This is a genomic window from Gordonia sp. SID5947 (assembly GCF_009862785.1).
Classification (GTDB): domain Bacteria; phylum Actinomycetota; class Actinomycetes; order Mycobacteriales; family Mycobacteriaceae; genus Gordonia.
This window is the reverse complement of record NZ_WWHU01000001.1, coordinates 2,448,853-2,470,193: the sequence shown is the minus strand read 5'-3', so window position 1 is coordinate 2,470,193 and position 21,341 is coordinate 2,448,853. Positions and strand designations below refer to the sequence as shown.

The 21,341-nt window shown below is 64.2% G+C and carries 20 protein-coding genes and 2 pseudogenes; 11 read left to right on the top strand and 11 right to left on the bottom strand.

The window, feature by feature from the left end; all coding sequences use genetic code 11:
• Positions 1–29 precede the first annotated feature (29 nt).
• The 4 genes and pseudogenes from GTV32_RS23855 to GTV32_RS11465 form a co-directional block, all read right to left on the bottom strand.
• Complete coding sequence (locus GTV32_RS23855; RefSeq protein ID WP_272918270.1) at positions 30–395, bottom strand: NAD-binding protein; 366 nt, start codon at positions 393–395, stop codon at positions 30–32.
• A 9-nt stretch (positions 396–404) separates the two neighbouring features.
• Positions 405–881: pseudogene (locus GTV32_RS23850) on the bottom strand (NAD(P)-binding domain-containing protein); the annotation flags it as partial.
• Positions 882–912: 31 nt separating this feature from the next.
• The gene (locus tag GTV32_RS11470) at positions 913–2,382 is read right to left on the bottom strand and encodes an aldehyde dehydrogenase family protein (RefSeq protein ID WP_202422453.1); all 1,470 of its coding nucleotides are present in this window, start codon (positions 2,380–2,382) and stop codon (positions 913–915) included.
• A 13-nt stretch (positions 2,383–2,395) separates the two neighbouring features.
• On the bottom strand, positions 2,396–3,256 hold the full coding sequence (locus GTV32_RS11465) for a mycofactocin-coupled SDR family oxidoreductase (RefSeq protein WP_161060429.1): 861 nt from the start codon (positions 3,254–3,256) through the stop codon (positions 2,396–2,398).
• 319 nt (positions 3,257–3,575) lie between these two features.
• Between GTV32_RS11465 and GTV32_RS11460 the strand changes: the two genes are divergently transcribed.
• From GTV32_RS11460 to GTV32_RS11440, 5 genes are all read left to right on the top strand, one after another.
• The gene (locus GTV32_RS11460; RefSeq protein WP_161060428.1) at positions 3,576–4,769 is read left to right on the top strand and encodes an amidohydrolase family protein; all 1,194 of its coding nucleotides are present in this window, start codon (positions 3,576–3,578) and stop codon (positions 4,767–4,769) included.
• Positions 4,770–4,794: 25 nt separating this feature from the next.
• Positions 4,795–5,037, top strand: a complete 243-nt coding sequence (locus tag GTV32_RS11455) for a hypothetical protein (RefSeq protein WP_161060427.1) — start codon at positions 4,795–4,797, stop codon at positions 5,035–5,037.
• 115 nt (positions 5,038–5,152) lie between these two features.
• On the top strand, positions 5,153–6,433 hold the full coding sequence (locus tag GTV32_RS11450) for a MaoC family dehydratase N-terminal domain-containing protein (RefSeq protein WP_161060426.1): 1,281 nt from the start codon (positions 5,153–5,155) through the stop codon (positions 6,431–6,433).
• Positions 6,434–6,500: 67 nt separating this feature from the next.
• Positions 6,501–7,268: an SDR family oxidoreductase gene (locus GTV32_RS11445; protein WP_161060425.1), complete on the top strand. Its 768-nt coding sequence runs from the start codon at positions 6,501–6,503 to the stop codon at positions 7,266–7,268.
• On the top strand, positions 7,265–8,056 hold the full coding sequence (locus GTV32_RS11440; protein ID WP_161060424.1) for a crotonase/enoyl-CoA hydratase family protein: 792 nt from the start codon (positions 7,265–7,267) through the stop codon (positions 8,054–8,056). Before GTV32_RS11445 ends, GTV32_RS11440 begins: the two co-directional genes overlap by 4 nt.
• A 68-nt stretch (positions 8,057–8,124) precedes the next feature.
• Here the strand turns inward: GTV32_RS11440 and GTV32_RS11435 are convergent, their stop codons facing one another.
• The 3 genes and pseudogenes from GTV32_RS11435 to GTV32_RS11425 form a co-directional block, all read right to left on the bottom strand.
• Entirely contained in the window at positions 8,125–8,661 is a 537-nt protein-coding gene (locus GTV32_RS11435) for a flavin reductase family protein (RefSeq protein WP_161060423.1), read from the bottom strand.
• A 35-nt stretch (positions 8,662–8,696) separates the two neighbouring features.
• A pseudogene (locus GTV32_RS11430) lies at positions 8,697–9,880 on the bottom strand (hydroxylase).
• Positions 9,881–10,008: 128 nt separating this feature from the next.
• Entirely contained in the window at positions 10,009–10,872 is an 864-nt protein-coding gene (locus tag GTV32_RS11425; protein ID WP_161060422.1) for an alpha/beta fold hydrolase, read from the bottom strand.
• A 416-nt stretch (positions 10,873–11,288) separates the two neighbouring features.
• On the opposite strand from GTV32_RS11425, the gene GTV32_RS11420 reads away from it, so the two are divergent.
• From GTV32_RS11420 to GTV32_RS11410, 3 genes are read left to right on the top strand one after another with little or no spacing between them, the layout of a single operon-like run.
• Positions 11,289–11,900, top strand: a complete 612-nt coding sequence (locus GTV32_RS11420; protein ID WP_343287299.1) for a cytochrome c oxidase subunit 3 — start codon at positions 11,289–11,291, stop codon at positions 11,898–11,900.
• Positions 11,901–11,904: 4 nt separating this feature from the next.
• Entirely contained in the window at positions 11,905–12,174 is a 270-nt protein-coding gene (locus GTV32_RS11415) for a cytochrome C oxidase subunit IV family protein (protein ID WP_161060420.1), read from the top strand.
• Positions 12,175–12,232: 58 nt separating this feature from the next.
• A complete protein-coding gene (locus GTV32_RS11410; RefSeq protein WP_161060419.1) occupies positions 12,233–13,843 on the top strand; it encodes an FAD-dependent oxidoreductase in 1,611 nt (536 codons plus the stop codon).
• Positions 13,844–14,027: 184 nt separating this feature from the next.
• Here the strand turns inward: GTV32_RS11410 and GTV32_RS11405 are convergent, their stop codons facing one another.
• On the bottom strand, positions 14,028–14,768 hold the full coding sequence (locus GTV32_RS11405; protein ID WP_343287298.1) for a hypothetical protein: 741 nt from the start codon (positions 14,766–14,768) through the stop codon (positions 14,028–14,030).
• A gap of 255 nt (positions 14,769–15,023) precedes the next feature.
• Here GTV32_RS11405 and GTV32_RS11400 point away from each other — a divergent pair, with 255 nt between their 5' ends.
• The 3 genes from GTV32_RS11400 (at position 15,024) to GTV32_RS11390 (ending at position 19,424) form a co-directional block, all read left to right on the top strand.
• A complete protein-coding gene (locus GTV32_RS11400; protein ID WP_161060418.1) occupies positions 15,024–16,052 on the top strand; it encodes a VOC family protein in 1,029 nt (342 codons plus the stop codon).
• 197 nt (positions 16,053–16,249) lie between these two features.
• Positions 16,250–17,560 (top strand): NtaA/DmoA family FMN-dependent monooxygenase, encoded by a 1,311-nt coding sequence (locus tag GTV32_RS11395; RefSeq protein ID WP_161060417.1) that lies wholly within the window; start codon positions 16,250–16,252, stop codon positions 17,558–17,560.
• Positions 17,561–17,597: 37 nt separating this feature from the next.
• On the top strand, positions 17,598–19,424 hold the full coding sequence (locus GTV32_RS11390) for an NAD(P)/FAD-dependent oxidoreductase (protein ID WP_161060416.1): 1,827 nt from the start codon (positions 17,598–17,600) through the stop codon (positions 19,422–19,424).
• Positions 19,425–19,477: 53 nt separating this feature from the next.
• Here GTV32_RS11390 and GTV32_RS11385 read toward each other — a convergent pair whose 3' ends face one another.
• The 3 genes from GTV32_RS11385 to GTV32_RS11375 all read right to left on the bottom strand — a co-directional run bounded on the left by GTV32_RS11385 (position 19,478) and on the right by GTV32_RS11375 (position 21,337).
• The gene (locus GTV32_RS11385; protein ID WP_161060415.1) at positions 19,478–20,272 is read right to left on the bottom strand and encodes an IclR family transcriptional regulator; all 795 of its coding nucleotides are present in this window, start codon (positions 20,270–20,272) and stop codon (positions 19,478–19,480) included.
• Between the two features lie 93 nt (positions 20,273–20,365).
• The gene (locus GTV32_RS11380; RefSeq protein WP_343287297.1) at positions 20,366–21,037 is read right to left on the bottom strand and encodes a 3,4-dihydroxy-2-butanone-4-phosphate synthase; all 672 of its coding nucleotides are present in this window, start codon (positions 21,035–21,037) and stop codon (positions 20,366–20,368) included.
• A gap of 3 nt (positions 21,038–21,040) precedes the next feature.
• On the bottom strand, positions 21,041–21,337 hold the full coding sequence (locus GTV32_RS11375; RefSeq protein WP_161060414.1) for a hypothetical protein: 297 nt from the start codon (positions 21,335–21,337) through the stop codon (positions 21,041–21,043).
• Between the last annotated feature and the right edge of the window lie 4 nt (positions 21,338–21,341).

The window sequence follows — 21,341 nt, the reverse complement described above, 5'->3', positions numbered from 1 at the left end:
GATCGGTGATGGCTCGGTGGGCGATACGGTCAGCGGGCGGGAGCGGCGGTGACGGGCACCGGCTCGCCGAGTTCCATCGGTCCGAGCCGGGCGGCCGAGAGCAGTTTGCCGATGTCGACACCGAGGTCGGCGGCCGCTGTGCTCGCGGCTTTCAGATCCTTGGTGAGGTAGCGGGCGATACGGTCGCTGTAGGTCTGCGCACTGTCGCCGGAGGCGGCGATGTATCGAGCTGCCGCGCTACCGCCACTCGCGTCCGCGAGCAGATCCAGGAACGCTCGTTCGGGAATGCCGAGTTCGGTGGCCGCCTTGAGTGCTGAGAGGGTCACCTGGGTACAAGCGGCGAACAGAGCATTGTTGAGCAACTTCGCCGACAAAGCCGTGCCCGACGGCCCCATTCGGTGGATCGTGGCAGCGTAGCACCCCACGACGTCCGCGGCACGGGTGATCGCGTCGTCGTCACCGGCGAGCAGCACGGTGAGCGCGCCCTGCCGGATGAGGGCGGGTGTACCACTGAAAGGTGCATCGACGATCGCGACGTGGCGCGGATCTCCGAGCGCCTTGAGCCGCTCGATCGTCCGGGGGCTGCCCGTGGTGTGTGAGATGAACACCGAGTCCGGCGGCATCTGCTTGATGATTCGCGTGGCGACCTCGGTCAGTTGGGAGTCGTCGAAGACACATGCGATGACGACGTCGGATGTCGCGAGATCTTCGACGGAGGGCACCATCGTGGCGCCTCGGCGGGTCAACCGGTCGCCGACCTCGCGTCGCCGGGCGAACACCGAAGTGCGGTGGCCACCGTCCAGCAGGCGTTCGACCATCGGTTCACCGATTTTTCCCGCTCCGATGAATCCGATCAGCTTGTGGTCCATGCAGTTTCCTCGTGGTCGTGGTGGTCGGCCGTGAGCGGATGGCTCAGCCTGCCGCGACGCCCCAGATCATCGTCTTGGTCTGCAGGAACTCATCCATGCCTGCCGCGCCGCGTTCGCGCCCGAGGCCGCTCTGCTTGTAGCCCCCGAATGGGCCGTCGGGATTGAGGCCGCCACCACCGCCGTTGATCGTGACGTATCCGGTGCGGAGACGCTGTCCGATGTGGTAAGCCCGGATCGGATCACGCGCCCACACGCCCCCGGCAAGACCGTATTCGCTGTCGTTCGCGATCCGCACCGCGTCGTCGTCGTCGTCGAACGGCATCAGGATCATGACCGGACCGAAGAACTCGCGCCGGGCGATGGTCATCGAGTTGTCGACATCGACGAACAGGGTGGGCTCGATGAAGTACCCGGCGGTGAGATGCGCGGGTCGCCCCCCGCCGACTGCGACGGTCGCGCCCTCTGCGATCCCGGTGGCGATCAGCTCTTCGACCCTCGTCCGCTGGTTCGCGCTGCCGAGCGGACCCATGGTGGTGTCGGGGTGTGCCGGATCGCCGACGGTGACCGCGGCCAACTGTGTCCTGACGAGTTCGAGGAGCTCGTCGTAGCGCGATCGGTGCACCAGGGTCCGGGTGAGGTACGCGCAGCCCTGTCCGGCATGCAGAATGGTGTCGCGAATGACCGATTGGGTGGCGCGTGTGAGGTCTGCGTCGTCGCAGATGATGTTGGCGGACTTACCGCCGAGTTCCAGGACGACCTTCTTGAGTGTGGGCGCGGCCTGCTCGAAGACCTTGCGGCCCACGATGTCCGAGCCGGTGAAGCTGACGACGTCGACCATCGGGTTGGTGGTGAGCTCGGTACCCGCGTCGATGTCGCCGGTGACGATGTTCAACACACCGTCGGGAAGGCCTGCCTCCTGGGCGATCTCGCCGATGATGAAAGCTTCCAGAGGGGTGGTGGGCGCAGGCTTGAGTACCGTGGTGCAGCCGGCGGCGAGAGCCGGGCCCAGCTTCATCAGATTGAGGAAGAACGGGAAGTTGTACGCGGAGACCAGCGCCGCCACGCCGAACGGTTCGCGCCGCACGACGCCCTGCCCGATACCCGCGCCGATCTGGGGTGGCAGACCGACCTCGAGTGGGAAGGTGGGCAGGACACGCTCGGCCATGTCACGGAAGTGAGCGATCGGGATACCGGTCTGGAAGGACTCGGCCCCGGCACGGGTGCATCCGGTCTCGGCGATGTTGAGCGCGACGATCTCCTCGCGGCGCTTCTCCATGGCCTCGGCCATCCGGACCAGGATCGCCGACCGTTCCCGGACGGACATGTGCGGCCAGGGACCCTCGTCGAAGGCGTGCCGCGCGGCCTCGATCGCGCGGATGGTGTCGGCCCGGCCGCCGACAGGTGCGACGCCGATGATCTCCTCGGTGGCCGGGTTGAGTACCGGCTCCACACGGCCGGTCTCACTGTCTACCCAGCTGCCGCCGATGAACAGACGGCGGTACTCCTTGAGCATGGACATCCCCGGGCTACTTCAGCGAGTACGGGTTGGTGTGGGCGAGCGCGGTACCGGCGTCGACCTTCATCTGCATTCCGGTGACGAATGCGGCGTCGTCGGACGCAAGGTAGAGCACCGCGTTGCTGATCTGTTCGGGCTCGACCCACGGGACCGGCATCGGCTGGTTGGACGTGAACGCGTCGGTCACGTCATCGCGGGTGGGTGCGTCGAGATCCGGACGGAACGTCTTGTACATGGGATCGCTGTGCAGCATGTCGGTGTTGCAATTCGTCGGATGCACACAATTGACCCGGATCGACTCCGGCGCGAGCGTCAGCGCGAGATCGTGGACGAACTGCGCGACCGCGCGTTTCGAATGCCCGTAACCGAAGCCGCCGGGGCCCAGCACGTCGATCCCGCTGCCCTTCATCAGCGCAGCCACCGAACCGGTTGCGATGATCGACGCACCAGAGGACAGGTGTGGGTAGGCGGCGCTGACCGTGTTGACCACTCCGACCAGGTCGACATCGACCGCGTCGAGGAACGCCTTACGTGCGACATCGCCACCGAGCGGGCAGATGCCCGCATTGGCGACGACGATGTGGAGTCCGCCGAGTTCCTCGACTCCGGTGGCGATCGCGGTGCGCAGCTGGCCGGGCTCACGGACGTCGGCGATCGCTGTCACGCACCGCCGGTTCTCCTTCTCGACGAGGCGCCGTGTCTCCTCGAGGTCCTCTTCGGTCGCAAGTCTGTATCCGTTGGTGTCGATGTCTGCGCAGAGGTCGAGAGCGATGATCTCGGCGCCGGCGGCGGCGAGGGTGACCGCGTGACTACGTCCCTGCCCACGTGCTGCGCCGGTGATGACCGCTACTCTGCCGTCCAGCTTTCCCATCGTCTGAGCTCCGTTTCGTTGTCGCCACTGGCCGCCGTGAGGAATCTCGAGCGCCAGGCCGCTGATCCACTTATCTAAACTAGTTCAACTTGTACCGTGGCGGACGCGATATATGCAACGCCCGATATGGGCAGAATCGCAGTTGATGTTGCCTCCCGGTCGTGACGTCCCGGTGATCGAGACATCTGGATGGCGGCGTCGATCCGATAGGGGAGCCTGGGGTCCGTAGGGCGTCGAGCGTGCGTTGCCGTGCCCGCGATCGTTCCAACATAGTTAGACTAGTTACCGTGAAATAGGCACGGCTGTCAGGAGGACCTTCATGCCACTGCAGGATCACATGCACTTGATCTCTACGGACGATCACCTGATCGAGCACCCGCGTCTGTGGCAGGACCGACTGCCGAAGAAGTTCTTGGACGCGGGGCCGAAGATCATCGAGAAGGAGATGCCGAAGTCCATCCACTCCGGAGACGGCGGGCGGGATTCGGCCGGCACGAAGATCGCCGAGGTCTGGCAATACGAGGGACGGATCTATCCCTACATCGGTCTCAATGCCGTCGCCGGGAAGAAGCCGGAGGAGTACGGTGCCGAGCCGACGCGATACGAGGACATGATCCCTGGTTGCTACGAACCCAATGCGCGCCTCAAGGACATGGATATCGACGGTGTCGAGGCGACGCTGTCGTTCCCGTCGTTCCCGCGTTTCGCCGGCACCGTGTTCTTGGAAGGCGAGGACAAAGAGCTCGCATTGCTCTCGGTGCAGGCGTGGAACGACTACGTCCTCGACGAGTGGTGTGCCACCGATCCGGACCGGTTGATCCCGCTTGTCATCCTGCCGATCTGGTCGATCGAGGAGTCGGTGAAGGAGATCTATCGAACCGCGGCCAAGGGCGCACGCACCATTTCGTTTCCCGAGAACCCACATCCGTTGGGGCTGCCGTCGTTTCATACCGACCACTGGGATCCGGTCTATCGTGCCGCGGTGGAGACGGGTCAGCCGCTGTGTGTCCATTTCGGTACATCGGGAAAACCGCCGATCACTGCGCCGGAGGCCCCGATGGCGGTGATGACGGCGCTCTTCGGATGCAACTCGATGTACGCGACGGCGGATCTCCTGTTCTCGCCGACCTTTCACAAGCACCCGGATCTCAAGTTCATGCTGTCCGAGGGCGGTATCGGGTGGGTGCCGTACATGCTCGAGCGAATGGACGGCGTATGGGAGAAGCATCGCTTCTACCAGAACATCGACCAGTCGGTGCGCCCCTCGGAGCTGTTCGCGCGGCACATCTTCGGTTGTTTCATCGACGACGACTTCGGTGTTGCGAACCGCCATCACGTCGGCATCGACAACATCACCTGGGAGGGTGACTACCCGCATTCCGACTCGAACTGGCCCAACAGTCGGAAGATCGTGCACGACACCATGCGTGACGTCCCTGACGACGACGTCCACAAGATGGTCGAGCTCAACGCCCGACGTCTGCTGAACTTTCCTCGTCGTTCGGCCAACTGATCGCCACCACAGGACGGACCTCACCATGGACGAGCCGATCGAACAGAGACCAGAAGCCGACTGGGTGGACCAGGATCTATTGACACGAGAACTCGCAGGATCACTTCTCGACGAGGAGATCGCTGCAGAGCGAGGACGCATCGACCGGCTCGACCGGGGTGTCGGCGGCGATGACATCGTGATGAGCCGTGCCGACATGGTCCGTCGCCTAGCCGCGATGGAGGCCATCCGTGCCGATGTCGGCGTCAACGTGACCATCCAGTTCTGAGCCCGGCGTCATCGGTGGTTCATGTCAATCGCAGCAGGCGATCTCATGGCGCCGATCTGACTGCGCCGATCTCACTGCGCAGATCTGATTACCCGATAGCGGTGAAAGGTTGATCGTGAGTACGGAAACGGATGCGAAGGCAGACGCGGAGGAGATCTACACCTTCAAGGATGAGGACATCGCACGCGCGCGTGACATCGTGGGGGTCTACCACGCCGTGCGCAAGCGCGAGCAGTTCTCGCGGGCGAGTCCCGACGTGATGCGCGCCTTCGCGCGGAGCTACGGCGATGACAACCCGTTGTTCGTCGACGAGGATTACGGACTCGACACGCGTTGGGGAGCGCAGATCGCACCACCGATGATCAACATCGCGGTGACCAAGGATCTGCTCGCCGATCCGATTCCGCGAGAGCAGCGGAGACCACCGTTTCGCGGTATCCATGTGTTCGTCTCCGGCAGCACGACCGACTGGTACCGGCCCGTCTACGACGGCGACATCATCTATTCCTTCGAGGGTTTCGACAATGTGGAACTGAAGGAATCGGAGTTCGCCGGCCGCTCGTTGTTGGTCACCCGGATTCACGTGCAGTTCAACCAGCGAGCGGAGATCGTCCAGATCCAGCGCGTGCTCACCATCCACACCGAGCGCCACGAGTCCAAGAAACGCAAGAAGTACGACACCATCGAACGGGCCACATACACCCCCGAAGAGATCGCCGCGATCGACGAGATCTATGCCGCCGAGCGGCGTCGAGGCGCCGAGCCGAGGTACTGGGAGGACGTAGAGATCGGCGAAGCCCTCCCGACGATGGCGAAGGGCCCGCTGACGGTGACCGACATGGTCGTCTTCCATTCCGGCGGATATGGATTCGCCCCGTACACGCCGTGTACAGGACGGTTGTGGTACCAGAACCGACAGCGGATCGGTGCCTTCTACATCCCGAACGAGCAGGGCGTGCCGGATGTGGCCCAGCGCATTCACTGGGATGCCGAATACGCACGCTCGATCGGACTGCCCGCGTCGTACGACTACGGGATGATGCGCGACTGCTGGCTCACACACGTGCTCACGGACTGGATCGGCGACGACGGTTGGATCGACTCGATGTCGAGTCAGATGCGACGCTTCAACTACCTGGGGGATACGCATACGTTCACCGGTGAAGTCGTCGGTAAACGGGTGGAGGGTCGCCGGCACCTGGTCGACATCGAGTTCCGCGGCACCAGTCAGCGCGACGAGGTGACCTGCCCGGCCACCGCCACGGTATCGTTGCCGAGTCGGGAGGCGGGGTTGGCGACGTTGCGCAAGCCGCCTGCCGAACTGGAAGCAATCGCCGCCCAGATGATCAAGCGGCACGGCGAATTGCGCGCCGCCCGGCGGACCGAGAAGGCATGAGGCAAAGACATACCGGGTCCGTACATTCGGCACCCGCGAACGAGATTCGTGAAGGAGAACAGTCGGGATGCGTTTGACGGACCACACATTCCTGGTAACCGGTGGTGCTTCGGGCCTCGGTGCCGCCACGGCCGAAGCGATCGTCGATGCGGGTGGTCGCGTGATCATCGCGGACCTGCAATCGTCCGACGGCAAGGCGACCGCGGAGCGACTGGGGCCCGCGGCGGTGTTCGCGCCTGTGGATGTCACCGACGAGCAGAGCCTTGCCGACGCGCTCGATGCCACCGAGTCCCACGGGCCGTTGCGCGGCGCAGTCCACTGCGCCGGGCGCGGCGGCGATCGGCTACGAATCCTCGACAAAACAGGAAATCCCGCGTCGCTGGCGAGCTTTCGCGATGTGCTCGAGGTGAACCTGATCGGTACCTACAACGTCTTGAGGCTGGCTGCGGCACGTATCGCACGTAACGAGCCGGTCGACACCGAGCGCGGTGCCATCGTCCTCACTGCTTCCGTTGCGGCCTTCGACGGTCAGATCGGTCAGACCTCGTATACCGCGTCCAAGGCGGCTGTGCACGGGATCACCCTCGTTGCGGCTCGCGATCTTGCCAGCGTCGGAATCCGGGTCAACACCATCGCGCCCGGGACCTTCGACACTCCCATGCTCGCGCGCCTACGTGACGACATCCGTGATGGCCTCGCTGCCTCGGTACCGTTTCCGAAGCGGCTCGGCCTTCCGGAGGATTACGCGGGAATGGCACTCACGCTGTTGCAGAACGCCTACGTGAACGGCGAGACGGTGCGTCTGGACGGCTCGATCCGGATGGCCCCGCGATGACCGATCAGCTGGTGGCAACGGATCAGGCGATGGAGATCCTCACCGAGGTCGGCGACGGGGTGTTGACCATCACCATCAATCGCCCACGACAACGCAACGCGATGACCAAGAGCGCGGCCGAGGCGCTCGCCGCGGCACTGGACCGTCTCGACGGCGACCCCGACCTGGCCGTGGGGGTTCTGACCGGCAGTGGCGGAATATTTTGTGCCGGAATGGATCTCAAACGGTTTCAGCTGGGCGAGCGCCCGGTCGTGGAAGGTCGCGGATTCGGCGGGTTGGTGCAGGCGCCACCGTCGAAACCGCTGGTGGCCGCCGTCGAGGGCTGGGCGCTGGGTGGTGGCTTCGAGATGGTACTCGCGGCCGATCTCGTCGTGGCCGGCGAGAGCGCCAAATTCGGCCTGCCGGAAGTGAAGCGAGGATTGATCGCCAGGGCGGGGGGCATCTTCCGAGCGCCCCAGGTGTTGCCGCGAGCAGTCGCACTCGAATTGCTGTTGACGGGGGACCCCATGAGTGCGCGAGACGCTGAGCGTCACGGTCTGATCAATCGGGTGGTTCCGGACGGGCAGGCAGTGGTGGTGGCGCGTGAACTCGCGTCCACGATCGCGGCCAACGCGCCTCTTGCCGTCCGGGCGAGCAAGGCGGTGGCGCGGAAATCGCGGACCTGGACCGACGACGAGGCGTTCGCTGAGCAGGTCGCGTTCACCGATCCGGTCTTCGCCTCTGAGGACGCGAAAGAGGGTCCGGCCGCATTCGCGGAGAAGCGAACTCCCCGCTGGAAAGGCATATGAGAACCGTCTGTCGCATGACACGAGAACGGCCGGCGTGAATCCACGCCGGCCGTTCGCGTGTCCAGGTATCAGCGTCCCAGATGGCTGTCCAGAAGCAGTTGTGCGGTGGATGTGTAGTCGCCATACCCGCCACGGAAGAAGAGCAGTGGCCGTTTCACGGATGCCACGGTGAGATCCTGTATGCGGCCCACGACGAGGAAGTGGTCACCGAGCTCCACGGTCTTCTCGATCGTGCAGTCCACCCAGGCCACCACGCCGTCCAGGATCGGGTTGCGATACTCCGATTGCTCCCAGGACACCCCCGTGAACCGATCTGCGCCACGCTTGGACATCTGACGGCACAGCGCCTCTTGATCGGACGCGAGCGCGTTCGCACAGAAGCGCCCCGCGTCCAGGATCTTGGGCAGCGTGGTCGACGACCGATCGACCAGGAACGAGACGAGCGGCGGGTCGAGCGACACAGAGGTGAACGACCCCACCACCATCCCGGCCGGTTCGTCATCGGCGGCCATGGTGGTCACCGCGACCACCCCGGTGGGAAAGTTACCGAGGACGTCACGCAGATAACGCGCCTCGAATGACTGTGTTGTGTTGGGGTCGTCCATCGTCGATTCCTGTCGGTTCGGTGGCGCTTCGGCGATCAGATGGTCACCAACATCCCCGGCGGCGTGTCGAGTCCCATCTTGTGCAGCGAGTTCGAGTGGTAGGCGACCCCATCGACGTGGATCATGTGCTGCAGCCCGACATGTGCGTCCCGCCAGTATCTTTGCATGGGACTGCTCTTACGGATGGCGACGCCGCCCGAGCGGGCGAAGATCTCGTCGAGTGCCGACACGGCCCGCCATGCGCACCGAACCTGATTGCGGCGCTGGTTCGATCGCTCCTCGGTGGTCGGGGTGCCGCCGTTGTCGATGATGTCATGTAGGCGGCTGATGCCCTCGATCAACTGGACGCGCGACGCCTCGATCTCGGCTGCCGCCTCGCCGGCGGCATGCAGCACGTAGGGATCGTCGCGGACCTGAACTCCGGTCACGGCGACACGATCCTTCTGGATCGCGAGGTGGGTGGCCAGGGCGCCCTCGCAGATGCCGATGACCGCGGCGGTGATGCCCAGTGGGAACATCACTCCGAAGGAGAGCTTGTACACCGCCTCCTCGCGTCCCGAGCGCGCCGACGCGGTGCCGTCGGAGATGTCGTTCTGGGTCACGGTGCGGTAGGCAGGGACGACGGCCTGGTCGACGACGACATCTTTGCTGCCGGTACCGCAGAGTCCGACGACATCCCACGAATCCTCGATCAGCTCGTAGTCGGACCGGGGGAGAACGACGTGCATCACCTCGGGGGCATCAGGGGTTTGCCCGATCCGTCGCCCTTCATCGCTCCGAGGAAGTCCCACTGGCAGTGATCGGAGCCGGACGAGAAGGGCCAGCGTCCGCTCAGTACGAACGAATCGTTCTCGACCGGGTCGGCGACGCCGTTTGGCATGTACGGTGACGCCACCCAGGTGTCGGGGTCATCGCCCCAGATCTCCTGCTGCAGACGCCGGTCCATCTGTGCCAGCTCCCACGGGTGCACGCCGACCACGCCCGCTACCCACCCGGCAGCAGGGTCGTTGGCGGCGATCGCCATCACGGCTGCCGCGAAGTCCCGGGGATGCGCCGCATATCCACCGAAATCGGTGGGCTGCAGCATCCTGATGACCCCTGTCTGGCGGAGCAGGTCGGCCGTCTTGTCGCTGAGTTTGCCCAGCCGCTCGTTCTCTTCGGCCAGGGCCGCCAGTTCCGGGCCCAGCTCCTCGATGCGCTTGATGACTTCGTGTGCCATGCCGTCGTACCTCTGACTTCCTTCTCGTGCTTCTCCCCGCCCGGCGGCAGGATGTTCCGATTCTGTTTCTTCGGCTCGTCGAGCGCCCGGTTCTGTCCGCTCAGTGGGAACGGCCGACGACGACACACTCATCTTGTTTCGCGAGTGAGGAACTCGAGGACGACGCGTTCGAAGTCCTGCTTCTTCTCGACCTGAATCCAGTGCCCGCACTGGGAGAAGGTGTGCAGTTCGACGTCCGGTAGCCAGCGGTTCGCGAAGTGAGCCTGGTCGTAGGGCAACATCCGATCCTCGCGTCCCCACAGCATGAGGGTCGGCGTGGTGATGGAATCCGGACGCTTCCAGAGCGGGGTGTACGTCTCGCGCAGTGTCGGGTTGAACATCGCGCCGAAGATGGCACGGGTTCGGTCGAGGACTCCGTCGGCGGTGGCGTTTCGCATCCGTTCGTCGACAAGTTCTTCGGTGACCAGAGATTTGTCATGGACCATCGTGTTGATCCATTCCACCATGCGTTCTCGGGTGGGTTCGGACAGAAAGGCGAAGAGTCGCTGGAACCCTTCACTCGGTTCGGTCTGGAACAGGCTGACGGACATGCCTCCGGAACCCATGATCGCCATCCGATCCACCCGGTCCGGCAGATGGCCGGCCATCTCCGCTGCGATGGCGCCCCCCATCGAATTACCGACGAACACTGCGGATTCGATACCGAGCTCATCCATCAACCGCGCGATCCAGCGCGCGCCCGCAAGGGTGTACACCTCCTTCAATTCGGGCAAAGCGGTGCCACCGAAGCCCGGGAGGTCGGGCATCACGACGCGGAAGTGCTCGGCGAAGAACGGAAGGTTGTGGCTGAAGTTGGACCATGCACTCACACCGGGGCCGGAGCCGTGGAGCATGATCAGTGGCCGCCCAGATCCGGCCTCGTGATAGTGAAAATCGAGGCCGTCGATGGTCGCGGTCGCAGAAGTCGTCTCGTAGGTCAACTCGGCTGTCATGTCCGGCCTCTCGTCGGGTGTCACCCTGGTGGATGACTCGTGGAATCCTGTTGTGGCACTGCTGGGTCGACGTGACGATCTGGTCGCGGCGTGCGCCGGCCACCGGCAACTCCACCGCCATCCGACGCTCCAAGGCGCGACAGTAGGCCGCCATGGACCCCGGGGGCGCCGCGATCCCGGTGTGCGGGACCACCGATTCCGGCGCCGCAGCCAGATCCAGGTCGTGGATTCACTTATAGCACTTGTACAACTATGTGTTCCAGGTAATCGCAATCCGGTCAAGGATGGCACCGGTCTCGCTCAGTGGAAACCTGCATGGCAGGCGAGGCGTGTACCGCAACACTTGGATATCGGCCGATCAGCACGACTGTGCTCGGACGCGACTAGGTGAATCAGGTCAGGAGGGGGGCGGCGCTGTGAGCGACGTGATCGCCTCGGATCGGCACGGCTCGCCGACCGGTGCCGCACCCGAGCGGCACGTTCCGGGAGAACAGGGGCTCTGGGTCTTCCTGCTCGGCGACATGGTGATCTTCGCGGTGATGTTCGTGGCCTTCTTGGTGGACCGTGCGAAAGACCCGGAGCTGTTCGGAGCCGCACGGGAGTCACTCGATCTCACCATTCCGGTGACCAACACGATGGTGCTGCTCGTCAGCTCGCTGCTGGTGATGATCGGTGTGACCGGTGTGCGCGCGGCGAGGCACCGCCGCGCGGTGAGGGGCTTCGCGGGAGCGATGGCGTGTGCCGTCGTCTTCGTCGCGCTCAAGGGCGTCGAGTACACCCACCTTGTCCAGGGCGGTGACACGCCGGATTCGAATCCCTATTTCATGTGGCTCTTCATCCTCACCGGTATCCACCTTTCTCATGTGGTGATCGGTCTCGTGGTTCTCGGGGTCTTGATGCTGCGCGCACGCCGTGAGCTGCCGTCGGAGGGACGGCAGCGCGTGTTCTACGAAGGGGGAGCGTGCTATTGGCACATGGTCGACCTGTTGTGGATGGTCCTGTTCCCGCTGGTCTACCTGGTGGCGTGAGCGCATGAAACCCCGAGGCGTCCTGGCCGATCGTTACGTGCGGACGTGGCTGATCCTCGTGCTGCTGGCAGTGGTGATCCCGGTCATCAGCCTGGAGGCGCACGCCGGAACGGTCGCGGCGGTGGTGGTACTGGCGCTGGCCGCGTACAAGGTCAGGCTGGTGGGGCTCGACTTCATGGAGATCAGGAACGCGCCGAGAGGCCTGCGATGGACGTTCGAAATCTATTGCGCCGGATTGTGGATCGTGCTGACCGGCGCCTTTCTGCTGCTCTGAGCGGCCCGTCAATCCCGAGAGATCCCGGATCAACGAGAGAACACAGGAGGTAGTAGTCATGTCGGACAACGAAGAAAGTTATGACGTCGTGGTGGTGGGTTCCGGCGGCGGCGGACTCGTCAGCGCGTACATCGCCGCGTCCCGGGGATTGCGGACGTTGGTCATCGAGAAGACCGATCAGGTGGGCGGTACCACCTCGTATTCAGGTGCAGGCCTGTGGTTTCCGGGGAGCGCGCCTACCAAACGCGCCGGGATCGACGATTCGGACGTGGAGGTGGCGCGTGGCTACCTGCGCAAGGCGGTGGACGACCCCGGGCGTGAATCGATGCAGGATGCCTATCTGTCCGCGGGGGCGCGGCTGATCGATGAGTTGGAGCGGAATCCGTGGTTCCAGTCGTTCGAGCACCAACCCGTGCCCGATTATCTGGATCACCTCGAGGGCGCCACCCCGCACGGCCGGACGGTATTCCCACCACCGATCGCGGTCAGCGACGTGGGCGACAGGGCGGCGCTTGTCCGGAAGTCGATATACACCGAGCGCTACGACCACAGCGAGGACGAGATGTTGCTCGGTGGGCGGGCGCTCATCGCCAGGGCGCTGTCGGCATTCCTCGAGACCGGCAACGGCGTGCTGGAGCTCGACACGGCGCTCACCGACCTGGTTGTGGAGAACGGCCGGATCGTCGGTGTGGATGCGGTGTGTGATGGTGCCACGGTGCGGTATGGCGCCGCTCGGGGCGTCCTTCTGGCGGCCGGCGGTTTCGAGCACAACGCCGAGCTCCGGGCCAAGTACGGGACGATCCCGGCCAACGCCGATTGGTCCGACGGTGTCGACTCGAACGTCGGTGACGCGCTGGTCGCCGGCCTCGCGGTGGGGGCGGCCACCGACCTGATGGACGAGGCCTGGTATGTCCCCGGCACGGTCCAGCCCGATGGTAAGCCGGTCTTCCAGACCGGCATTCGGGGCGGGATCTGGGTGAACGGCTCGGGGGAGCGTTTTGTCAACGAGCTCCGGCCGTACGACCAGGCCGGTCACACGATCCGAGACGGAGAACGTACCGAAGAGGGTTCACATGCCCCCGCGTACTGGGTGTTCGACCACAAGGCGTTCGTACGCGACGGATTCGGTGGCAAGAGTCCTGAGGTTCCGGTGGCCGCCGAGTGGTTCGAGTCCGGAGCACTCAAGAAGGCCGACACCCTCGAAGAACTGGCCGAGCAGATCGGGGTTCCCGCTGCGGCATTGATCGACTCGGTGTCGACCTTCAACGGGTATGTCGACGGCGGCGTCGACGAACAGTTCCACCGGGGTGAGAGCGCCTGGGACCAGATGTTCCAGTTCATCGTCGGATATCCGGCTCTCCCGGAGCAGAACTTCGTGGTGCCGCTCCCGCCCGAGGGACCCAACCCGTTGCTCACGGGAACCGACACACCGCCGTACTACGCGGCGACGATTCTGCTCTCGGACATCGGGACCAAAGGTGGGCTCAAGACGGACCCGAACGCCCGGGTGCTGCAGGCCGACGGCCAACCCATCGGTGGCCTCTACGCGACGGGGAACACGATGGCGGCCATGTCGGGCAAGGTGTATCCGGGAGCCGGGACCCCGATCGGCTCGTCGCTGGCCTTCGGGTATCTCGCGGTGTTGGACATGGCGGACGCCACGAGCTGAGCCGGCGGCCTTGACAGCCGCAGATGTGCCGGAGCCACGGTCCCCTGGGGGCCGTGGCTCCTTCGTCTCTGTCGCGTCGTCTCTGTCGCACCGGTCGGCTCGCGACACCTCTGCGTACCTGCGAACACCGAGGGTGCTCCCACGAGATTCGCGGGCGCACCCTCGGTGGTGGAGAATCGACCACTCAGACGAGCACAGGCACAGCCTCTTCGGCGGTTTCGTTCTCCTCGGACTTGACACCCTTGAGCAACAGGAGCGGCGTCGCCACCTTCCAGACCAGGTAGGCGAGACAGGGGAGCCAGAAGGCGAACAACCCGTTCCAGGCCAGCGGTCCGGACATGAATACATAGATGAACGCACCGGGAGCGAGCACCACGGCGAGGATGAAGTTGAGGTAGGCGAACCAGCGCGGAAAGACCGGTTCGGGACGCTTGTCGATCAACACCGCGATTCCGATGACGATGCACTGCAAGCAGAAGATGAATGCGAAACCGACGTAGGCGAAGTAGAACAGGTCGGTCATCAGCTGCAGGATCTCCGGGGACCGTTCCGCAGCACGGTAGGCCGCCGCCGACAGGATGAACATCGGGTAGAAGAACCCGATGGGAGCCACGACCCCGGTGAGCACCTGGGTCATGGTGAGTACTCCCCAGCCGCGTTCGATCCGGCGCATCTGCCAGCTGGTGGTCACCACGAAGAAGTACTCCAGCGGGATGATGAAGGAGCAGATGACCGTGGTCCAGAGGATCCCAGATCGGTTGTCAACCATCCAATCCTTGACCTCTTGGCCCGACCATTGGGGGTCGATGGGTGGCTGGACCTTCGACAACATGAAGAAGCACACGCCCACCACGGCCATGACGAGAAAGCCTGACCATGCCGAGAAGCGTTGGAACTTATACAGGTAGGCCTTGTCTACATCCACTTCACCGTCTCCTTGGATTGATGTCGGATTGATTGTGGTTGTGCCGCTGCGATGAATAGATCGGCAGACGACGGTCACATGCCAGTGTGATGAACGCCGCACAGCTGCCAGCGGGCGATTCCGTTCACCGGGACGGCGGCGACATGTGAACGGTCCGAAGCGTTCCCGGTGAGCGAGATTGTCGCTGTGGGTCATGCATGGTGTCCCTACGCTTCTGGTCAGGAGCTTTGACGAAATGTGTGAGGAGAACGGATCATGACCGAAGCAGGGCCCGATCGGCCACGGCTCGCCCATTGTGGGGCGATCGCGCTGGGCACGCCCAAACTCGAGACATCAGTGCGATTCTTTCGCGACATACTCGGTATGGAAGAGGTCGAAAGGGTCGGTGAGACCGTCTATCTCCGCGGTTATCAGGAGATGAAGCATCACTCGCTCGTCCTCTTCCAGAACGAGACCGCGACCGTGGATTCCTACAGCTTCCGAGTGCAACGGCCCCAGGACGTCGAGCTGTTCTACAACGAACTCGTAGCCCAGGATGTCGAGGTCGTCGAGCTGCCCTCCGGACATCAGTCGGGACGTGGCACCGCGATTCGGTTCCTGGTGCCGCACGCGGGGCATGCGTTCGAGCTCTACTACGACATCGATGCTCCGAAGGCGCCGGAGGAGATCCGCTCGAAGTTGTTGAGCAATTCGTCGCGCCGCCGCGGTCTCGGTGTCCGGCGGCTCGATCACTACAACATCCAGGCAAATCTGGAGAACGTGGGTAAGGCCGAGGAATGGCTCCGCGAGAACATGGGTTTCAAGCGACGCGAGTTCGTCTACATGCCAGAGGCCGACGACATGCTGATCGCGTCGTGGAACTCGGCGACCTCACAGGTTCATGATCTGGCCATAGCGATGAGCATGACCGGCGAGGACGCCCAGCTCCATCACGTGGCCTTCAACATCGAGAATCACAGCGATCTGCTGGTGGCTGCGGACACACTGCGGGATCTGGATGTCAAATTCCATTGTGGCCCTGGCAAACACGGGATCGGCCAGGCGATGTATCTCTATCTCGAGGAACCCGGCTCCGGGCACCGTATCGAGTTGTACTCCGGTAGCTACCACATCTTCGATCCCGATTGGGAAGCGCTCGGCTGGACGCCGACCAATCCGGACGGGATGACATGGTTCGGTCAGGAACTCGACGTCACGCAGGATGGTTCGATGGCATCGTCGACCGATTCGGTGTCGTCGGTGACGTCGTTGCTCGGGCGGTCGGCGGCGATCGGGCAGGCCTGACGGGAGCGGACGTGTCGAGCAACCCCGTGATGTCGAGAGTGTCTGAAACCGTTGATGATTCGACGATCTCAGCCACCGAGACGTCGTCTGGCCGCACATCCGGGGTCTCATAATCTGACCGAAGACCTGCGGGCCGGTACCCGCACGGTTCCCACGTTCGAAGTTCGATCTGGACAAGAGTCGAAGACGGAGAGCAGATGTCCAACCAACGCTATCTACACCTGAACCTGGTCGGCAACGAGATCAACCACCACCAGGGGGCGCCCGCATACGAACGCGACCATGGCGGCGGGCCGAACCGCCGCAATGCCTATCTGCCGATCCTGGAGATGGGACGCCTCGCCGAGGAAGGCCTGTGCACCGCGATGTTCCTCGGCGACATCGCGGGTACCGCCGGGTCGCCGGCTCCCGATCACGGACCGCCGGAGCCGATCACCGCGTTCGCGGCGCTCGCATGCCAGACCGACTACCTCGGCCTCATCGCGACCGCATCGACGTCGTTCTACGATCCCTACAATCTCGCCCGGCTCCTGGGTTCGCTCGATCAGATCTCCAACGGTCGCGCAGGCTTCAACGCCGTCACGAGTGTCAGCGAGGAATGGGCCCTGAACTACAGCAAGGAAGGCCATCCGGATCGCAAGACCCGCTATCAGATCGCCGACGAGTTCCTCGACGTGGTGACCGGCCTCTGGGAGAACCGTGAGCTCCGGACCGACCCGGACGGCATCCGGCGCTTCTATGCAGATCCGATCAACCACCAGGGCAAGAACTATCAGGTTCTCGGCCCGCTCAATGTGGCGCCCAGCCCGCAGGGGCGGCCGCTGATCGCGCAAGCCGGAGGGTCCGGTCCGGGGATCAAGGTGGCCGCCAAGCACGCCGAGATGGTGTTCACCAACGCCAACACGCGCGAGCAGGCAGCCGAATACCGGGCACAGCTCGACCAGGCGTTGACGGAGGCGGGTCGGCCCAAGGGGAGCGTTCCGGCGATCCCAGGGCTGATTCCCTATCTCGGTCGTACCCTCGCCGAGGCCGAGGAGAAGCAGCGAGAGCTCGACCAGCAGGTGGACTACGAACTGTACGCCCCCTTTGCGCTCGTCCAGTTCGGGCTGGAGTACACCTTCGACAGCATCGACGATCCGTTCCCGCTCGACCAGCTACCGAAACCCGAGGACGTCCAGGACACGATCAAGAGCACCTACGGAAACTATGTCGGTCTCTACACCTGGATCAGCGAACATCCCGGTGCGACGGTACGCGATGTGACCGCCCACTCGCTCGCTCGTGGTGGCGCACAGCATCGCAAGTTCATTGGCACCTACGACGATTTCGTCGAGGATCTGTCGATCTGGCACGCAGATGGCAACGTTGGCGGCTTCAACCTCATGTTCCCGACCGGGGTCATCGACATCCGTGAATTCGTCGACGAGGTGGTGCCACGTCTGATCGACCGGGGCATCTATCGGGGCCGGCCCGACTCGCGCCCCCTCCGCGAACGATTCGGCGCGTGAGCCGGCGGTATACGAGAGCGAGAGAGGTGAGTACGAGATGACGCTCCCCGAGCAGGCTCCGGGCCCGCAGCCGGAGTCCTACGACCCGGCGTGGGTACGCGAGAAGTACGCGTACGAACGAGCCAAGCGGCTGCGCACCGACGCCGTCGGACAGTTCATCGAGGTGACTGCCGAGTTCTCCCACTACGCAGACGATCCCTACACGGAGTTCGTAGAGCGCGAGCCCGTCGATGACGAGGTACAGGTCCTCGTCATCGGCGCCGGTCTGGGAAGCCTGATCGCGGCTGTCCGGTTGCGCGAGGCGGGATTCGACGACATCCGGATCGTCGACAAGGCAGGCGACGTGGGTGGCACCTGGTACTGGAACCGATACCCGGGTGCCCAGTGCGACATCGAGTCGTACATCTACATGCCCATGCTCGAAGAATTGGACTACATTCCCGAGCGTCGGTATGCGTTCGGTCCCGAGATCCGCAGACACTGTGTGCGCATCGCCGAGCACTATGATCTGTATCGCAATTCTTTGCTGCAGACCGCGGTGACCGAGATGGTCTGGGACGACGACGCGCGCAGGTGGACGGTGACCACGGATCGTGGGGACCGGATCAGAGCGACCATCGTGCTGGTCTCACCCGGGCCGCTGAGCCGGCCGAAGTTGCCCGGCATCCCCGGCATCAACTCCTTCGAGGGTCACACATTCCACACCAGCCGGTGGGACTACGGGTATACCGGCGGCGACGAGACGGGCGGCCTGGACCGCCTGCGTGACAAACGCGTCGGGATCGTCGGCACCGGAGCCACTGCGCTGCAATGTGTTCCGCACCTTGGTGAGTCGGCCGGCAAGCTGTACGTGTTCCAGCGGACTCCTGCGGCAGTCGATGTCCGCGGGGACCGACCCACCGACCCCGAGTGGGCGGCGGGTCTTGCGCCCGGCTGGCAACGCGAGCGGATGGAGAACTTCACCCGAGTGACCGGCGGTATGGGCGCCGACGAAGATCTGGTCGGTGACGGCTGGACCCAGGTCGCTCTGGAGCTCACAGGTCCCGCCGTGATGAAGGAGATGGAGCGTCGTGGCACTGCCATGACGATGGAGGAGATAGAGGAGTTCCTGTTCGCGGAGGACTTCAAATCGATGGAGCGGGTTCGCCGGCGCATCGAGTCGCTCGTAGAGGATCCGGTCACAGCGCAACGACTCCTGCCTTGGTACAAGAGGCAATGCAAGCGACTCAGCTTCCACGATTCCTATCTGCAGACGTTCAACCGAGACAACGTCGAGTTGGTGGACACCAACGGTCGGGGGCTGAACCGGTTGACGCGAGACGGAGTGGTGGTCGACGACGTCGAGTACAAGGTCGATGCGCTGATCTTCGCCACCGGCTTCGAGGTCGCCACGACTTACACGCGTCGCGCGGGCTTCGACATCACCGGTCGTGACGGATTGCGTCTCAGCGACAAGTGGGCCAAGGGGCCGCGTACCTTTCACGGCTTGCAGTCGCATGACTTCCCCAATTGCTTCTTCCTCGGGTACACGCAGACCGGCATCGCCCCCAACTACGTCCACACCGCCGAGGAGCGAGCGCGTCACGTCGCATACATCCTCGGAGAGTGGGCCGGCCAGGGTGGCGAACTGGTCGAGGCCGACCAGGAGGCCGAAGACGAATGGGTTCAGACGATGGCCGAGAGCACGGTGATGGGCAAACAGTTCTTCGCCGATTGCACACCGAGTTACCTGGACTCGGAGGGGGATACGGAGAACCCGGACAGTCTGCTGTCGGCCGGGTACGGAGGCGGTCCGGTCGCCTTCTTCGAGATATTGGAGAAGTGGCGTGCGGCCGGGACCATGGAGGGCGTGACGGTTCAGTGATCTCGGCCCGGCGTGGATACGATCCACGCCGGGCCGAGATCGATCCACTCGGGTCAGGAAACGCGGCTGCCGTGCATCAGCTTGTCCGAGATCGCCCGTGCGGCCCGGAGCACCATCGGAGCCAGCGGCTCCATCGGACTGCCGTGCCGGGTGACGATGGAGATCGCGCCGACGGGACCGTCGCAGTTTCGAATGGCCGCACCCACACACGCCAGATGACCGAAGCATTCGCCACGCTCGACGGCCAATCCGTTGCGGCCGCGTATGCGGGCGAGTTCCTGGTGCAGGGCGACGATATCGGTGATGCTGTAATCTGTACGGCCACTGCGGATCACGTTGGAGTACTGATTGTCGACATACTCAGGCGACAAGTTTGCCAGGATGGCCTTGCCGGCTGCGGTGCAATGCGCAGGAGCTCGGCCACCGACCTGCGAAGGCACCCGCTGGCCGTTCCGTCCGCCGAACATGTCGAGATAGTAGATCTCGGAGCCGGCCAGGGATGCGAGATGAACGTACAGACCGGTGCGGAGGGCCAGTGCTTGCAGGGTGTCCGATGCTGCGGAACGTAGTTCATGCTGTGCGAGCTCACGCCCGCCCAGGGTGAGTGCGAGACTGCCGAGGCTGTAGTGGGTCTTGGCATGAATGAGCCACCGACACTGCACGAGCTGATCCAGAATGCGGTGCGCCGTGGACCGTGGCAGGCCGGTGTGCTGGGTCACCTCGTCCAAGGTCAGCCGGGCCAGTGGTCGGTCGAACGCCTCCATGATCAGCGTCATCCGCTCGACCATCGACAGAGGCAAGGTGTTCTGCACGTTCACCGCGCAGTCGTCGGTCAGCAATGCGGTCATGTTGCACCATCCAAAGTGATCGGCCCAGGGTGCCTGGGGTACGCATGTGTGGGTTCTTGCAGAGGGGACGTGGGTGTCTGCGGTGTGACGCAGTCAGCGGAGCCGCGATTCGCGAACGAGACCGGCCTCGGTGTATCCGATGATCTGAAGGCGATGCCGGCTCGCGAACACCTCCGCTTCGTCGCTGTCGAGCAGACCGTCCGAGCGACGTCCGGTGCCGACCAGGGTTGCGAACACCGCCGCGACCGAGCCCGAGGCCTCCGCCAGTTCCAGAGCAAGACCGGCCAGTTCGTGCCACGGGGGGCTGACGGCGACACGCACGGGGAGCACATGGCCTGGGCGCGTGAGGTCGGCGGGCATGCAGTCCCGCCGACCCAGGGTGTTGATGGTCCGTGTTCGATCGGTGGCCGAGATCCCGGTACCGGTTCCCGTTGCGGCGTCCACCCCGACACACTGCTGGGATGACCGACGGTCGAGCGTCGGTGCCACCGGTGGCAGCTGCAGGCGATCGCAGCGCGCATCACGCAGTGCCACCTGCAGGAACCCGGACGTGTGCCGGACGAGGAACGCCGTTTGCGCCGTCGTCAGGCGGTCGGCGGCGCAGACAAGGTCGTAGCGAGGTGAAGCGCTGACGTCGTCAGAGATCATCACCATCTCGCCGCGCCGCAACCGCGACACCGCCTCCTGCGTCGAGGCGCCGTCAGGGTCTGCCTGAAGGGGATCACGGTAGTTCATCCCGAGGTCGAGGAGAGAGCCGGCACTCACGGTTCAGTCCGATGCGGGGAGGGGCGATGCGGCTTTGATGCCCAACGGATTCCCGTCGATGGCGAGGGCACCCTCGCCGGGCTTGGTGCACAACAGTTCGATGTCGCCCCCGTCGGTGCAGTACCGCTTGCCGAGCTGGGTGGCACCCGTTTGCGGCGGCTGTCCCTGTGTGTCCGGGGGTGTCTCACTCATCGACGCACCTCCACAGGTCAGGTCGAGATCGGCGTCACCCCAGCGGATCACGACCACCGAGGTGGTGTCGACTGTGCTGAAGAGTGCCTTGCCTGGCGAGGGTTTCATCTTG

Coding starts and splice junctions, on each gene's coding strand:
- GTV32_RS11440 (WP_161060424.1), top strand. CDS start 7,265: ATGACCGATCAGCTGGTGGCAACGGATCAGGCGATGGAGATCCTCACC.
- GTV32_RS11470 (WP_202422453.1), bottom strand. CDS start 2,382: ATGCTCAAGGAGTACCGCCGTCTGTTCATCGGCGGCAGCTGGGTAGAC.
- GTV32_RS23855 (WP_272918270.1), bottom strand. CDS start 395: ATGGGGCCGTCGGGCACGGCTTTGTCGGCGAAGTTGCTCAACAATGCT.
- GTV32_RS11445 (WP_161060425.1), top strand. CDS start 6,501: ATGCGTTTGACGGACCACACATTCCTGGTAACCGGTGGTGCTTCGGGC.
- GTV32_RS11390 (WP_161060416.1), top strand. CDS start 17,598: ATGACGCTCCCCGAGCAGGCTCCGGGCCCGCAGCCGGAGTCCTACGAC.
- GTV32_RS11410 (WP_161060419.1), top strand. CDS start 12,233: ATGTCGGACAACGAAGAAAGTTATGACGTCGTGGTGGTGGGTTCCGGC.
- GTV32_RS11435 (WP_161060423.1), bottom strand. CDS start 8,661: ATGGACGACCCCAACACAACACAGTCATTCGAGGCGCGTTATCTGCGT.
- GTV32_RS11455 (WP_161060427.1), top strand. CDS start 4,795: ATGGACGAGCCGATCGAACAGAGACCAGAAGCCGACTGGGTGGACCAG.
- GTV32_RS11385 (WP_161060415.1), bottom strand. CDS start 20,272: ATGACCGCATTGCTGACCGACGACTGCGCGGTGAACGTGCAGAACACC.
- GTV32_RS11465 (WP_161060429.1), bottom strand. CDS start 3,256: ATGGGAAAGCTGGACGGCAGAGTAGCGGTCATCACCGGCGCAGCACGT.
- GTV32_RS11400 (WP_161060418.1), top strand. CDS start 15,024: ATGACCGAAGCAGGGCCCGATCGGCCACGGCTCGCCCATTGTGGGGCG.
- GTV32_RS11375 (WP_161060414.1), bottom strand. CDS start 21,337: ATGAAACCCTCGCCAGGCAAGGCACTCTTCAGCACAGTCGACACCACC.
- GTV32_RS11415 (WP_161060420.1), top strand. CDS start 11,905: ATGAAACCCCGAGGCGTCCTGGCCGATCGTTACGTGCGGACGTGGCTG.
- GTV32_RS11460 (WP_161060428.1), top strand. CDS start 3,576: ATGCCACTGCAGGATCACATGCACTTGATCTCTACGGACGATCACCTG.
- GTV32_RS11395 (WP_161060417.1), top strand. CDS start 16,250: ATGTCCAACCAACGCTATCTACACCTGAACCTGGTCGGCAACGAGATC.
- GTV32_RS11425 (WP_161060422.1), bottom strand. CDS start 10,872: ATGACAGCCGAGTTGACCTACGAGACGACTTCTGCGACCGCGACCATC.